The organism is SAR202 cluster bacterium, assembly GCA_016872285.1.
GTDB lineage: Bacteria > Chloroflexota > Dehalococcoidia > Lucifugimonadales.
Genome location: VGZZ01000001.1, coordinates 25,163 through 39,091, shown reverse-complemented (window position 1 = coordinate 39,091; position 13,929 = coordinate 25,163). Strand labels below are relative to the sequence as shown.

Genomic DNA, 13,929 nt, shown 5'->3' with positions numbered 1-13,929 from the left:
TTTTCCGAGAACGAATCAAAATGTCAGATGTGGGCCAGATACGGAATCGTTTTCTAAATTTATACCTTCCCAGGCATCTCCACGGAGGGAAGTCCGCGGGTAGGACGGTTGGCGGCGGGAGGTACAGGATAGAGTAAGGTAGAGGCTTAAGGCAATAGGCAGATGTCACTGGGGCGTAGTGACCAGGAACCTTTCAAAAGGGGATAACGTCTAAATTAGTAGACGGATGACAGGGGGCGATTTGCGAAGACCGGATGTTGGGTCCTTTGGAATACGGCTATTTCTTGCGCTATCAGCTTTGCTGTTGGCTACGGGCTGTGGAGACCTGACTCCCTGGAGTGTTGAGGCGACGGCCACACCATCACCACGCCTGCCGTCTGAAGGAATTCATACGCCGGAGGACCTTAGGGAACACCTGGCGTCGGTCTCGGACGCGCGGAAGATAGTCATCGACGAGGATGTTCAGGTACAGATTCGCCCGGCGCCGTGGGAGTGGGAATCGCGCATAGTCGATTTCATTGATGCGGCGGCGATCCATCATATTCCAACAATGTCGACGATTCACCTGGATAGAGAAGGCGAGATACTGCCGCGGTATAACCGGGTGAATGGAGATGAGGCGGAGCGACGGCTGCAGGCGGTCCTGGGAGACGAGGCAGTGATGGGGGAGGTGCGGCTGCGTCTGCTGGCCCGGACGTATCCTCCCGACCGGCCAGTGTTCCAGTTCCAGCATGGCGGCGGCCTGTTCGATCGGAATTTAGGAAGCGAGATGGTGTATGAGCTCACTATATGGGGAGATGGACGCGTGGTTTTCATCGATACTGAGGGAATTTTTCGTGAGGGGTGGATAGATGGGGGCGCCGTGCTGAAAATTGTTTCCGAGGCGGTGGTCCTGAACGAGTTGGAGGAGCATTACGTGGGAGTCGGCGGGACGGATGGACAGAACACTTTTTTCGGTTTACGCGGGACGGGGCCGGAGGACGGTGAGCGTCTACGGAATGAATCTTGAGCAGGCCTGGCCCGGGGAGCAGAATCATGAGACGCTGGAGCGGCTTCGTGGCATCTATCGCACGGCTACGGATGCTCTGCCGAAGGATGCGGGGGTAATGGAGCCGGACGAGGTGGTGGTGGAGACTTTGGCTGCGGATGGCACCGCTGCGGCGGGTGAATGGCCATCTAATCTAGTGGGGCATCTGCATGGGGATGACGCGCGTCGAGCGGTACGTCTGAGCGGGGTTGGGCCTATGAAGGCCTTCAAGATTAACGACAAGACGTATGGCGTGAAAGTGACGCCTGTGCTTCCGATTTTGAGCCTTCCGTCCCAATCATGGCCTGAGGGAGGTCTGCCGAGCTTTGATTCGATGATTGCTTACAGCGCGCCGAGCACGCCGTATCGTTATGACCAGACTGGACCGGGGGACGCGGCAGAATTCTACCGCTACGCAATGCTTGGGCGCGGCTGGAGGTTGGTGAAGGAGGAGAAGGACGCGCTCCAGGTGTGGGTGCGGGACCCGTCCTTTGACGATCCTATTGTGATACTGCGTTTTGAGACGGAGCACATGGAGATTGACCTTCGGCAGACACATCGTGGGGTTCCGCATCATCCCAAGGGTGTCTTCGGCGTGTGCGATGGGAAGTATTGCGAACTGGTGAATGGCGAAGACGCTGATGAGGTGGAGGCATGGTTCCGAGAATACCTGGGGTATCTGGGGTGGCGGGAGGTGGAGCCGAATACGTATGAGCGCGACGATTGGCGGCTGCATCTAGACTTTAAATTCACCGAGGGCAGTGTGGAAGTGCGGCATGAGTGCACGTCGATTCAGCCTTCTGGTTGGCCGCTGCCTCCGACGCCGACTCGTGGGAAGTAAAGGAATTAGGAGAGCCAGGCGGCGAGGCGCTCGGCTATGAGGATGACGGGGGCGTTGGTGTTGGCGCGGGTGATCTGGGGGATGATGGAGGCGTCGGCGACGCGGAGAGCGTCAATGCCGTGGACCCGGCAATACTGGTCAACGACGGCTTTAGGGTCTGAGGCGGGGCCCATTTTGCATGTGCCGGAGACGTGGCGGGCGGTGCCGACGGTGGCGAGGAGCCACGCGTCCAGGGCTTTGTCGGAGGCGAGGTCGTCGTTGGTGGGGCCGGTGCGCTGGGTGACAACGTTTTTGTAGGCGGCACTCTGGCCCAGGCGCATACAGAGGCGGACGCCCTCGCGAAGGCGCTGGCGGTCGTAGGGATCTTCGAGATATCGGTAATTGAAGGCGGGCTGCTGGTGAGGGTCGGCGGAGGAGAGCCGCAGGTCGCCGGCGCCCGCGGGGAGGGAGAGGGAGCAGGAGATTCGGATGCCGCGATCGGGCAAATACTCGCCGGTGACGGGGTTATAGATGGAGGAGGTGAGGAGGGCCATGTCGTTGGGGGTGGTGGAGTCGCTGGCGGTGTAGCGGGCGGAGAGGCGGACGGTGTTGGGGCCGAGGGTAAGGGGGACGCCGTCACGGACGCGGAAGGTGACGCTGGCGTTGGGGTGGTTGGTGAGGTGCTGGCCGACGGCGGGGGAGTGATGGGCGACGGGGATGCCGACGGCGCGGAGGTGGTCGGCGGGGCCGACGCCGGAGAGGAGGAGGAGGTGTGGGGAGCGGAGGCCGCCGGCGGCGAGGATGATTTCGCCGCCCTCGATGGTGAACTTCTGACCGGCGCTTTCGGCCTCGACGGCCATGGCGCGCTTGTTGTCGATGATAACGCGGGTGACGAGGACGTTGGGCCGGATGGTGAGGTTGAGGCGGTGGCGGGCTGGAGCGAGGTGGGTGAGGGCAGCGCTCATTCGGATGCCGTCTGGATTGTTCATGGGTAGGAGGCCGACGCCGGCGGTGTTGGGGCCGTTCATGTCGGGGTCCTCGGGGAAGCCCTCGGCGACGCAGGCCTTGTAGAAGGCGGAGTGGTAAGGCTGCCATTCGCCGTGCTTGCGACGGAGGACGGGGATAGGGCCGTCGGCGCCGTGGTAGTCGTCGGAGATGTCCAGATCGCGCTCCATCTTTCGGTAAAAGGGGAGGACTTTGGCGTAGCTCCATTCGGTGTTGCCGAGGGCGGCCCAGTCGTCATGGTCCTGGGGGATGGCGCGGAGGAAGGTCTGGCCGTTGATAGCGCCGGAGCCGCCGACGACCTTGCCCTGAGCGACGTGGACGCGGGTCTGAGTGGAGGTGATGTCCCCGGTGAGGGACCAGTTGTGCTTGCCGGTACGGGCCTCGGCGTTGCGGGTGTAGCCGTATTTCAGGTCGTCGGGGAGGAATTGGAGGTCGGGATAGTCGGGGCCGGCCTCGAGGAGGAGGACGGAGCGGCGGGGGTTTTCCGAGAGTCGGGCGGCGAGGACGCAGCCGGCGGAGCCCGCGCCGACGATGATGATGTCATATTTCATATAGGGGTCTCCATGACGGGTGAGGGGGCTTGGAGGGTACGCCGCCATATTAACCGCCTAGGCATCATTGAGCAAACGGTGAGGTTTGTGTTGATGCGAAGAGTAGAATATGTGATTGAGTTCCGAGAACGGAGGGAATCATGGCAAAGAAGGTGACACTGTACTGGTGGCCGAAGTGAACGCAATGCCGCAAGACGAGGGAGTTTCTCTCGTTAAAGGGCGTGGATTTTGAGGAACGGGACTTTTTCAAGGAGCCGTTCAGCGAGTCGGAGCTGAGGGAGCTGGCGAAAAAGTCGAGGCTGGCGGATATGTTTTCGTGGAAGAGCCCGAGCTTTAAGTCGATGGGCTTGGAGCAGGGGAGGCTGAGCGCGGACGATATGATTCGATTGATGCTGAAGGAGCCGCGGCTGATCCGTCGGCCGATGGCGGAGGTGGACGGGAGACTGGCGATTGGGGAGAAGGAGGTGAAGGAGGCAGTGGAGTGAGGAGGAAGGGGACCTAAAGGAAGAGGGCTAGCGGTGAGGTGGCAGCAAGCACGGCGATTAGACCCTTCGGCTACGTCGGAGTACCGACTTCGCTCAGGATGACAGGGCTTTATCTTATCACTTAGCCCTGGTTTGTTTAGCCAGCCTTTAGGGAAGACGCGGTTTGCCACACGAAGGGTAATGGCAGCGGACGGTCGCTGAGATTTCTCCCGCCAGAGGCGGGTCGAAATGACGTACCAGACCCAGCCCCCAGGAGGGGGAGAGGACTAAATTCCGGCGGAAGGCTGGAACGATGAAAGGGAAGATGAACGTATTTTTTGATGTGGACCAGACGATACTAGGGATGGATAACTCGTTGAGGCCGGGGACTCGGGAGACGATGGTGGGTCTTATTGATGGGGGGCATAGGGTGTATGTGTGGTCGGGGGTAGGGGTGCGGAAGGAGGCGGTGAGGCGGCACAAGCTGGAGGAGTTGGTGAGTGGGGTATACCACAAGCCGCAGTATGACCATGTGAAGCGTCTGACGGAGATGGGGGTGCTGGCGGCGCCGGACTTTGTGGTGGACGACGACCCGGAGGTGGTGGGCGCCTTTGGCGGGTTGTGGGTGCCGCCGTATTACGCGTCGACGACGGGGGATAGGGAGATGGAGAGGGTGCTGAAGGCGGCGATGGAGTTCGCGGCCAAGGGGGTGTGCGACGACCCGCAGTTCAGGGCTAGGCGGGGGTAGAGGGTCGAAAACATCGATTATGTGGTAGACATAACTTATTGACTTGCCGCGCGGCAAAAGCCTAGCATGGCCTCGACAGGCGGGGACGCCTTGTTTGGAGAGACGGGGAGCCGCCGTCTGCAAACGCCTTCAGGGCTAAACAAGGAGGAGAAGCCGTGATAGATAAGGGCGATACCGCGTGGGTGCTGATGGCATCCGGCCTAGTGCTGCTGATGACGCCCGGTTTGGCGTTTTTCTATGCGGGGCTGGTGCGCCAGAAGAATGTGCTGAACACGATGATGCTGAGCTTCATAGCGATGGCTGTGGTAGGGCTGGTATGGGTGCTGTGGGGTTACAGCCTAGCCTTTGGGCCGGACTGGGAGGGATGGGGCCTGGTGGGGAATCTGAAGTGGTTTGGGCTGAAGGACGTGTCGGCGACGGAGGCGGGGCCGTATTCGGCGACGATACCGCATCAGGCGTTCATGATATTCCAGGCGAAGTTCGCGATTATAACGCCTGCTTTGATCACAGGGGCAATTGTGGAGCGGGTGAGGTTCCGGACCATAGTGGTGTTCCTGATTTTGTGGTCGACGATTGTGTACGCGCCGCTGGCGCACTGGCTGTGGAGCACCAACGGCTGGCTGGGAGCGCTGGGCGGAGAGGGGGCGCTGGACTTTGCCGGAGGCGCGGTGGTGCATATAAGCGCGGGCGTAGCGGCGATGGCGGCGGCCCTGATTTTTGGCAGGCGGATACAATCAGGCTCTGAGAAGATGGAGCCGGCCAACATTCCTTTTGTAATTCTGGGAACGGGACTGCTTTGGTTTGGGTGGTTTGGGTTTAACGCGGGGAGCGCGCTGTCGTCGCTGGGGGCGGCCACCAACGCCTTTGTGGTGACGAACACGGCGGCCTGCACGGCGGCGCTGACCTGGGTGGCGCTCTACTGGCAGGCCACGAATAAGATTAGCGTGGTAGGGGCCGCTGTGGGAGCGGTGGTGGGACTGGCGGCTATAACGCCTGCGGCGGGGTTTGTGGGGCCGATGCCGGCTATCGCGATCGGGTTTGTGGCAGGCCTGGCGTGCTACGCCGCGGTAAAGATAAAGACAAGGATGGGATTTGACGACTCGCTGGACGTTTGGGCGGTGCATGGTGTGGCGGGCGCTTGGGGTATTCTGGCCACAGGGTTATTCGTAGGGGTAGGGTACCTGAGCTTCGAGGCGCTGACTCAACCGGGTATGGGACGGGGCGAGCAGATACTGTGGCAGGTGGTGACGATTGGAGTGGCGTCTGCCTGGGCTTTTGTGGGGACCTGCGGCATCCTGTGGGTGTTGAAGAAGACTATTGGCCTGAGGGTGTCGGAGGAGGAAGAGACGAGGGGGCTGGACGTGAGCCAGCATGGGGAAGTGGCGTACGGTGTGGTGCATTAAGCTCTAGGCTGCTTCAACCACCTGATCTCGGGGGCTGTCCGGCGCGCCGGACAGCCCCTTTTTATTGGTGGCGCATGTTTGTAGACAAGCGCGAGTGGAATTTCCTGTCTTGTTTAAAACTTTTGGATGATGACATCTAGCATTCAAGTAATAGTCTTAAAGAATGGAGATGGACGCCGCCCAAGAGAACGTTCGATGTAGGGGGCGTCGAGCAATAACGGCGATGACCAGGCAACGTGGTCGAAGCCGAGAAAGAAAAAGGTGGAGTTGTGGCGCAGACGGTACAGGATGTGATGAATAATAATCTGAAGTCGCTGCCGAAGTCCGCTTCCATCTGGGAGGCGGCGAACATGATGCGGGAGAATGATATTGGCGACGTAGTGGTCATCGGCGAGGACAGCAAGATCTTAGGGATTGTGACGGACAGGGATATAGTGGTCAGGGCTATTGCTCAAGGGAAAGACCCATCCACGACGAAGCTGGAGGAGATAACGAGCAAGGATCTGGTTACAGTATCGTCGACGGATGACGCGGACCAGGCGGTGCGGTTGATGCGCGAGAAGGCGATTCGACGGCTGCCGGTAGTGGATGGGGACAGGCCGGTGGGGTTTGTATCGATAGGGGACCTGGCGCTGGCGAAGGATAGAGAGTCGGCGCTGGCGGACATTAGCGGGGCGCCGCCGAACAGGTAGGGGCGGGCCGCGGGTGCGGGGGCTCCAAATGTGGGGTCTGCTGATGCGAGGGCAGGCCTTGGAATCAACGGGGAACCCTCATCACCCTTTGTCCCTCTTCTCCCGTAATCGGGAGAAGAGGGAAAGAGATTAATAAAACCACAACCCCCTCTAACTCCCCCTTCGCCTTCCAGGCCGAAGGGGGAGAACCTGATGGGACACCCCGAGACCCAGACCAAGAGGAGATGACGCTCATCTCCTCTTGGTCCCTTATGGATGACATCTGAGAACCCCTAAGTCTGGTGTTGTGGTAACATAAGGGCATGGCGATTAGGGTACTGGCAGGCGATGTAGCGTCTAAGATAGCGGCGGGGGAGGTGGTGGAGCGGCCTGCGTCGGTGGTGAAGGAGCTGGTGGAGAATTCCCTGGACGCAGGGGCGACGCAGGTGACGGTGGAGGTGAGGGCCGGCGGGGCAGAGTTGATCCGGGTGGTGGATAATGGGCGGGGGATAGAGTCGAAAGAAGCCGCGCTGGCCTTTGAGCGCCACGCTACGAGCAAGCTAAAAGATATTGAAGACCTGGAGCAGATCGCCACGCTGGGGTTTAGAGGGGAGGCGCTGCCGAGCATAGCGTCGGTGTCTCGGGTGCGGATGCTGACACGGTCGGCGGGGTCTGAGCAGGGGTGGGAGGTGAGGCTCCAGTGGGGCGCGGTAGAGAGGGAGGGGCCGGCGGGGAGCCCCGTGGGGACGTCGGTGACGGTGACGGACCTGTTCGAGAACGTGCCGGCGCGTCGAAAGTTCCTGCGGTCGCCTACAGCGGAGTCGGGGCGGATAAAAGACCTTATTTCAAAGTTTATCCTGGCTTTTCCAGAAGTACGATTTCATTTGACGATGGATGGGAGCGATTCGCTGCGGTCGACGGGGACGGGTCGGATGGAGGAGGCGGTGGCGTCGGTATATGGGGCGGAGACGGCGAGGCGGCTGCTGGCTGTGGGAGGGCGGAGGGGTGAGTTGGAGGATGAGGGAGAGAACCCACCGTTTACCACCCCGATCCCTCTCTCTAGCTCTCACCCTCAAGGAGGGAGAGGAGTAGACGGGGAGACCCAACGAGAAGCAGCCAGCCAGATGGAGCCTGGTCAGCAGGGTTTCACCCCTCATCCTAACCTTCTCCCACAAGGGGAGAAGGGACCTGAAGGGGAGGTCCTTCTTCCTTCGACCCTTCGATCAGGCTCATGGCAGGCTTCCTCAGAACAGGCTCTTGGTCCTTCCACGGCAAGAAGCGGAGGAAGGCGAGACCAGGGGAGCCAAGGGCAGGCTTCCGGCAGGCGGCGGGGGTATGAGGTGGAGGGGTATGTGGGGCCGCCGTCGCTGGAGAGGTCGAATAGAAGCCAGATAACGTTTTTTGTAAATCGACGGTGGGTGCAGAGCCGATTGCTTTTGGTCGCGCTGGAGGAGTCCTACAAGGGGCTGATGCCGCAGGGGAGGTATCCGCTGGCGGTTATTAACTTGACCGTGCCGCCGGAGGAAGTGGATGTGAACGTGCATCCGGCCAAGCGGGAGGTGCGGTTCAGGAACGAGGACAGGGCGTTCAGCTCGGTGCAGAAGGCGGTGAGGGCGGCGCTGGTGGAGGCGTCGCCGGTGCCGACGGTGCATTTGCCGTCGAGGGGAGCGGAAGGCGGGTTGAGGCTTTCGCCGATGGACTACCAGGCTCCGTTGGGGTCTGGGACATCCGCCCGCCCAACCCCGACCCCCCTCTCTAGCTCTCCCTCCTTCGACCAGGCTCAGGACAGGCCTCAAGGGGGGAGAGGACCAGACGAGATGGGACAGTCCCCCACACTGAAGGAGGCGGGGCCGAGGCTGCGGGTGCTGGGGCAGGCGTCGTCGACGTACATTGTGGCGGAGGGACCGGACGGGATATTTTTAATCGACCAACATGCAGCGCACGAGTGTGTGCTGTACGAGCGGATATTGAGGGAGATGAAGGAGGGGAAGCCGTCGCAGCAGGCGCTGTTGGAGCCGGTGACGGTGGAGGTGGACGCGCTGCAGGCGGGAGTCGTGGAGGAGTCGAGGGAAGAGATGGAGGCTTACGGGTTTTCGCTGGAGGCGTTTGGGGGAGGGTCGTATCTGCTGAGGGCGGCGCCTGTGGCTATGGGGGAGGGGGACCCGTCGAGGGGGTTCCTGGAGGTGGTGGAGATGATGTCAAGGGAGGCGAGAGTGAAGGACCGGCGGGAGGCGCTGGCGGCGTCGATAGCGTGCCACGGGTCAGTAAGAGCGGGGAAGGGACTTAGCCAGCGGGAGATGGAGGAGATGGTGCGGCTGCTGGAGGGGGCGGTGAACCCGCATACGTGTCCACATGGGAGGCCGACGATGCTGCATTTGAGTTCCAGGCACTTGGAGAGGGAGTTTGGGAGGAGGTAGGGGCTCAGGGCCGATGGCCGTTGGCTTGTCCGACTTTGGTTTTCCCAAGATGAAAGTGGTGGAGTGGGGAGTGGTGGTGAATGACGCGTCGATGAACGCTCCGGCCACCGATGAGGATATGAAATAGCTGGCTGGCGGGAAGGTTGCTAACTTTCCTTACCTCTTTTACACGAGATATGAATGCCGCTGTGGTTAACAAACGTAAGAGGCCAGATATTAGGAAAAGAGTAATTATCTGATGTCCCCGAAGAGCCGGCAGCCATTCGAGGATATATCCGCCGGTCAGAGCGCCCAATCCTGCTGTCATGCCCATGCCGGCGCTAAAGTATGCCAAATAGCGAGTCCTGTTATCTGGATGGGTGGCGTCGTAGAGATAGTTTACCGAGCAGAGATTGAAGCCAGCCCACGCCAGCCCAGAAAAGGCTTGTATCAAGGCTATGTACATGAAGTTAGAGGAGGGAATCCAAAGCAGGGGGACAAAGGGAATGAGGAGGGAGGTCAGGAGCAGAATTTTACGATTTCCAGCGCGGTCGCCTGGCCCCAGTGGGTGATAGCTACCAGAGTAGCCAAAGTGGATACAGCCTCTAAGGCGACAAAAGTAAGGTAGTCCATGCCAAGGTCTCGAAGCTGGTAAAGGGTAAAGTAGGGGCTGGCGATGTTTACGGCAAAGCTCATGCAGAAGAGGAAAAGCAAGTAGGTGCGGAGGTTATGGCGTTGAGCATTGTTGGAGGTGTGCGAGGCGTGGGCAACCTGGTATAGCTCTTTGTCCGGCTCATGGAGCCGGGTAAGCAATGCCCAGGATATAAGTCTGGCTACAACGGCAGCGCCAAACAGGACGGCGAATCCCCAGAGTTCCTTTTCGACGAGTTGATTCAGAAATAGCCCTGCCAGAAGAAATGACATCACGTTAGCTAAAGTGGAAAGACGGCTGCGCCTGGAAAAGTAACTGCCCCGCAGCTTTCCAGGGACTAGCTGGGACATGATGCTACCCCAAGCAGGCGAGATAAGAGCACCAAAGATGGAATAAAGGCTGGCGAATAAGACGAGCCACCACACGCCCTGACCCGAATCTATAAAGACGACTGCTATTAAAGGCAGGAGGATAAGGCCCTGGGCCAAGGCAAAAATGAGGACTACTGCTTTTCTGCTCTTGAGCAATTGGACTAGACGTGTGTCAAAGAGTTGGGCAATGGAGCCTAGGAAGCCGGGCAGGGACGCCAGCAGGCCGATTTCCAGGCTGCTGCCAGACATAGCCACTGCGAAGGCAAGGATGAAGTGTTCCCCAAGACCAATGAAGGCCCCAAAGGCCACGCCTTCCATGGTGGATAGTCGCAGGGCGCGCTTTACTGTGCGAGCTGGAGGGGCGCTTGGGATGTGGGATGGGGCGTGTGATGTTGAAGCCATGGCTGGGAATTTATGGTAGTGGCCTGCTTGTTATGCCAGCAATTGTTTAAGGGGGTGTTTCTCTTTGGTTTTCCAGTTACATAAGCGAGATACCATCCCCTTTATCTCGCCACGGCGAACTTGCAGCCCCTTTCCCGACTGCATAGGGACTGAGTACAGCCTGCTGGAAGGGGAAGGGAAAAATATTCATCACAACCCCCTCCTTCGGCCAGGCTCAGGACGGCGTCTAACTCTCCCTTCGCCTTTCAGGGGAAAGGGGGAGAACCAGACTCCAAGAACCCCGGCCCACAATGTCTATGCCAGGATTGAGGTGACGTTTCCTAACGCCCTTTGCCTGAGAAGAATCGGTTAGGACTCGGGGAGGTCTGGGATGAGGTCTAAGAAGGCCTGTTGGACACGGGAGAGGTAGGCTTGGCGGTGGTGGAGGATGTAGAAGGAACGCCGGCAGTCGAAGACGGGGACGTCGACTAGCTGGACGGCGCCGGCGGCGAGGTCTACCTCCAACGCGAGGCTGGAGAGGACGCCGACGCCGAGGCCGGCGGCCACGGCGCGTTTCACCGCCTCATTGTTGCTGACTTCCATGGACATTTTGATGGGCAAATCCAGCTTTTTGAAATAGTCTTCGGCCACGCTTCGGGTGGCGGAGCCGTTCTCACGCATGACAAAGGGGTGCTGGACAAGCTCGGTCAGGTGGACGGACTTTCTGGAGGCGAGGGGATGGTCGGGGGCGGCGAAGACGGCGAGGCGGTCGGTGTAGATCTCCTTGGCTTCGACGGAGGGGTTGTCGGCCTTGGCGCCGACGAGGCCGAGGTCGATATTGCGGGCGACCACCTGAGCGATAACGTGGGAGGTGTTGGCGATCTGAAGGGAGACCTCCACGCCCGGGTAAATCTTGGTAAATCGGCCTAGGAGACGGGGGGCGAGGTACTCGCCAGGGGTGGAACTGGCGCCGAGGACGAGGCGGCCGGTGACTGCCTGCTTGAGGCGGTCCACGGCGCGCTCCATCTCGTTAGAGGTCTTGAAGATCTGCTCAGTGTAACGGTAGACGATTTCGCCGATGTCAGTGAGTCGGATTTTGCGGCCCTGTCGATGGAAAAGGGGCGCGCCGTAGTAGCGTTCCAGGTCTCGTATCTGGAGGGAGACGGAGGGCTGGCCGATGAGAAGCTCCTCGCTGGCTTTGGAGAAGCTGCCGAGGCGGGCGACGGCGTGAAAGATTTCCAGGTGGTGGAAGTTAGGACCCATTATTTCCTACGGTCAATGGGATAGTTTTAGAAAGCGCAATTGATTGTAGGCTACCAAGGTTCTAGGGTGTCAATAAGGGTACTATTCCATCTATTTGCTTGGAGTGGTGCCGAGCAGACCCTACCCCTCTACCCCGACCCCCCTCTCTAGCTCTCCCCCTCAAGGGGGGAGAGGACCTGAAGGGGTTCAGGAATGGGAGCCATACACCTCGCTTAGTTTGTAACATCACCGAGCAAATGTAAACCAAGGTAAGGCCAGGAGCGTTAATTTGAAGAAACGTATAGAGCCTTTGGAACTGAAGGCATTGGACGCACAGAAGAATCACTGGGAGCGGGTGTTTTCGCAGAACCCGGATATGCTGGGAACGGACGCGAGCCAGACGGGGCGGTATGCGGCGAAGCTTTTTAAGAGCGAGGGTGTGAAGGATGTCCTGGAACTGGGGGGAGGGCAGGGTCGGGACAGCGTTTACCTGGCGCGGAGAGGCTTCATGGTTACGACACTGGAGTACACCGAGAGCGGGGCGGAGGCGATATCGGCCAAGGCGAAATCGCAGGAGTTGGAGGGGCGGCTGAAGGTGGTGCGGCATGATGTTAGGGAGCCCCTGCCGTTTGAGGATGCAACTTTTGACGCCTGTTATTCACACATGCTTTTGTGTATGGCGATGACGTCGGAGCAGTTGGAGGGGTTAATGGGGGAGGTGCGGCGGGTGCTGAGGCCGGGAGGGCTGATGGTGTACACGGCGCGAAATACCAAGGACGCGCATTATAGGGCGGGGATTCATCGTGGGGAGGACATGTACGAATCGGGCGGATTTATTGTCCACTTTTTCAGCCGTGAGAAGGTGGATGAGATGGCGAAGGGGTTTGAAGTGGTGGAGATGGGAGAATTTGAGGAGGGGGCGTTGCCGAGGAGGCTATATCGGGTGACGATGCGGAAGAGGTGATGTGGAACAGATTCGATTCATTGCCTTTCGTTAATAGACGAGTTTGGAAATTAACAATTGATGGCAGGTCCGAGGGGTTTGAGAATGCAGACATGAGCCGCGGGCCTAAAAGGACAAGGCGGCGCAAAAACTCAGGATGGAGGAACATCATGTCGAAGTTACTATACATCGCGACACACGGGACGGACGACCCGACCAGGGCTACCTTTCCGTTTTTGATGGCTAAGGGGGCCATTGAGGCGGGGCATGAGACAGGGATAATCCTTATGGGGGAGGCAGCGCCCTTGATTAAGGATAAGATGTCCTCGCAGATACAGGGAATCGGCGTGCCGCCCTTGAAGGAGCTGATGGAGTTCCTGGTAAAGCGCAACGTAAGAATATCGGTTTGAGGACTCTGCGGAAGGGCCCGTGGGGTCACAGAGGAAGATTTTAAGGGCAAGAACAGCGGGTTTGGCACGCCGGTGGACGCGGCCACGGCGCACGCGCAGTACGACCGGGTTATCACCTTCTAAAGTCACTCTTGAGGTGAATGGAAATGGCATCAACAGTAAGCACACCAAACGTGGATCTTAATACGCTGCGTCGAGAGATCAGCAAGGAGTACGCCGAGGTGGCGGAGAACCCGCAGAAGGGGTTCCACTTCCACGCGGGCCGCCGGCTGGCGGAGATGCTGGGCTACGACAAGGCGATGCTGGACTGGATGCCGCGAGGGACGCTGGAGTCCTTCGCGGGGACGGGCAACCCCTTCTCGCTGGGCGCTTTGAAGCCCGGTAAGAAGGTTGTAGACGTGGGCAGCGGAGCGGGCTTCGACAGCCTGATATCGGCCAGGATGGTGGGGCCGTTGGGGCGGGTTATCGGAGTGGATATGACGCCGGAGATGCTAAAGAAGGCGCGAGCTGGAGCGGCCCAGGCGGGGCTGGAGAACGTGTCGTTCAAGCAGGGGCTGGCGGAGTCGCTGCCGGTGGAGGACGGGTGGGCGGACGTGGTGACGTCGAACGGGGTGGTGAACCTGTGCCCGGACAAGTCTGCCGTGTTTAGAGAGATGTTTCGTGTGCTGAAGCCCGGAGGACGGCTTCAGATTGGCGACATCCTGGTGCAGAAGGAAGTCCCCCAGAGCGCCAAGGACAAGATTGACCTTTGGACGGGTTGAATTGCCGGCGCTCTGCTGGAAGCAGAGCTGCAGCTGGTGGTGGAGGAAGCGGGGTTCCAGGGATTTGAGATCACGTGGCGGGCC

14 protein-coding genes are annotated in these 13,929 nt (G+C 59.7%); 10 read left to right on the top strand and 4 right to left on the bottom strand.

Features of this window, described 5'->3' with window-relative positions:
* Positions 1-304: 304 nt before the first annotated feature.
* Positions 305-1,009, top strand: a complete 705-nt coding sequence (locus FJ320_00175; GenBank protein ID MBM3924396.1) for a hypothetical protein — start codon at positions 305-307, stop codon at positions 1,007-1,009.
* Entirely contained in the window at positions 984-1,868 is an 885-nt protein-coding gene (locus FJ320_00170; protein MBM3924395.1) for a hypothetical protein, read from the top strand. The genes FJ320_00175 and FJ320_00170 overlap by 26 nt, the downstream gene beginning before the upstream one ends.
* Before the next feature lie 5 nt (positions 1,869-1,873).
* Here FJ320_00170 and mftG read toward each other — a convergent pair whose 3' ends face one another.
* Positions 1,874-3,403, bottom strand: a complete 1,530-nt coding sequence (gene mftG, locus FJ320_00165; protein ID MBM3924394.1) for a mycofactocin system GMC family oxidoreductase MftG — start codon at positions 3,401-3,403, stop codon at positions 1,874-1,876.
* A 221-nt stretch (positions 3,404-3,624) separates the two neighbouring features.
* Here mftG and FJ320_00160 point away from each other — a divergent pair, with 221 nt between their 5' ends.
* The 5 genes from FJ320_00160 (at position 3,625) to FJ320_00140 (ending at position 9,106) form a co-directional block, all read left to right on the top strand.
* The gene (locus FJ320_00160) at positions 3,625-3,888 is read left to right on the top strand and encodes a hypothetical protein (protein ID MBM3924393.1); all 264 of its coding nucleotides are present in this window, start codon (positions 3,625-3,627) and stop codon (positions 3,886-3,888) included.
* 304 nt (positions 3,889-4,192) lie between these two features.
* A complete protein-coding gene (locus FJ320_00155) occupies positions 4,193-4,615 on the top strand; it encodes a hypothetical protein (protein ID MBM3924392.1) in 423 nt (140 codons plus the stop codon).
* Positions 4,616-4,773: 158 nt separating this feature from the next.
* On the top strand, positions 4,774-6,018 hold the full coding sequence (locus FJ320_00150) for an ammonium transporter (protein ID MBM3924391.1): 1,245 nt from the start codon (positions 4,774-4,776) through the stop codon (positions 6,016-6,018).
* A 293-nt stretch (positions 6,019-6,311) separates the two neighbouring features.
* Positions 6,312-6,710, top strand: coding sequence for a CBS domain-containing protein (locus FJ320_00145; GenBank protein ID MBM3924390.1), 399 nt, complete (start codon positions 6,312-6,314; stop codon positions 6,708-6,710).
* Between the two features lie 302 nt (positions 6,711-7,012).
* Complete coding sequence (locus tag FJ320_00140) at positions 7,013-9,106, top strand: DNA mismatch repair endonuclease MutL (protein MBM3924389.1); 2,094 nt, start codon at positions 7,013-7,015, stop codon at positions 9,104-9,106.
* A 4-nt stretch (positions 9,107-9,110) separates the two neighbouring features.
* Here the strand turns inward: FJ320_00140 and FJ320_00135 are convergent, their stop codons facing one another.
* From FJ320_00135 to FJ320_00125, 3 genes are all read right to left on the bottom strand, one after another.
* On the bottom strand, positions 9,111-9,683 hold the full coding sequence (locus tag FJ320_00135; GenBank protein MBM3924388.1) for an MFS transporter: 573 nt from the start codon (positions 9,681-9,683) through the stop codon (positions 9,111-9,113).
* Positions 9,605-10,510, bottom strand: a complete 906-nt coding sequence (locus tag FJ320_00130; protein MBM3924387.1) for an MFS transporter — start codon at positions 10,508-10,510, stop codon at positions 9,605-9,607. The genes FJ320_00135 and FJ320_00130 overlap by 79 nt, the downstream gene beginning before the upstream one ends.
* 348 nt (positions 10,511-10,858) lie before the next feature.
* On the bottom strand, positions 10,859-11,752 hold the full coding sequence (locus FJ320_00125) for a LysR family transcriptional regulator (protein ID MBM3924386.1): 894 nt from the start codon (positions 11,750-11,752) through the stop codon (positions 10,859-10,861).
* A gap of 355 nt (positions 11,753-12,107) precedes the next feature.
* On the opposite strand from FJ320_00125, the gene FJ320_00120 reads away from it, so the two are divergent.
* The 3 genes from FJ320_00120 (at position 12,108) to FJ320_00110 (ending at position 13,845) form a co-directional block, all read left to right on the top strand.
* Complete coding sequence (locus FJ320_00120; GenBank protein MBM3924385.1) at positions 12,108-12,695, top strand: class I SAM-dependent methyltransferase; 588 nt, start codon at positions 12,108-12,110, stop codon at positions 12,693-12,695.
* Entirely contained in the window at positions 12,695-13,084 is a 390-nt protein-coding gene (locus FJ320_00115) for a hypothetical protein (GenBank protein MBM3924384.1), read from the top strand. The genes FJ320_00120 and FJ320_00115 overlap by 1 nt, the downstream gene beginning before the upstream one ends.
* Positions 13,085-13,230: 146 nt before the next feature.
* A complete protein-coding gene (locus FJ320_00110) occupies positions 13,231-13,845 on the top strand; it encodes a methyltransferase domain-containing protein (GenBank protein MBM3924383.1) in 615 nt (204 codons plus the stop codon).
* The last annotated feature ends 84 nt before the right edge of the window (positions 13,846-13,929 follow it).

Excerpts from the sequence above, each read along its gene's own strand:
- mftG (MBM3924394.1), bottom strand. The coding sequence starts at position 3,403 with ATGAAATATGACATCATCATCGTCGGCGCGGGCTCCGCCGGCTGCGTC.
- FJ320_00155 (MBM3924392.1), top strand. The coding sequence starts at position 4,193 with ATGAACGTATTTTTTGATGTGGACCAGACGATACTAGGGATGGATAAC.
- FJ320_00145 (MBM3924390.1), top strand. The coding sequence starts at position 6,312 with ATGAATAATAATCTGAAGTCGCTGCCGAAGTCCGCTTCCATCTGGGAG.
- FJ320_00140 (MBM3924389.1), top strand. The coding sequence starts at position 7,013 with ATGGCGATTAGGGTACTGGCAGGCGATGTAGCGTCTAAGATAGCGGCG.
- FJ320_00130 (MBM3924387.1), bottom strand. The coding sequence starts at position 10,510 with ATGGCTTCAACATCACACGCCCCATCCCACATCCCAAGCGCCCCTCCA.
- FJ320_00125 (MBM3924386.1), bottom strand. The coding sequence starts at position 11,752 with ATGGGTCCTAACTTCCACCACCTGGAAATCTTTCACGCCGTCGCCCGC.
- FJ320_00120 (MBM3924385.1), top strand. The coding sequence starts at position 12,108 with ATGCTGGGAACGGACGCGAGCCAGACGGGGCGGTATGCGGCGAAGCTT.
- FJ320_00115 (MBM3924384.1), top strand. The coding sequence starts at position 12,695 with ATGTGGAACAGATTCGATTCATTGCCTTTCGTTAATAGACGAGTTTGG.
- FJ320_00110 (MBM3924383.1), top strand. The coding sequence starts at position 13,231 with ATGGCATCAACAGTAAGCACACCAAACGTGGATCTTAATACGCTGCGT.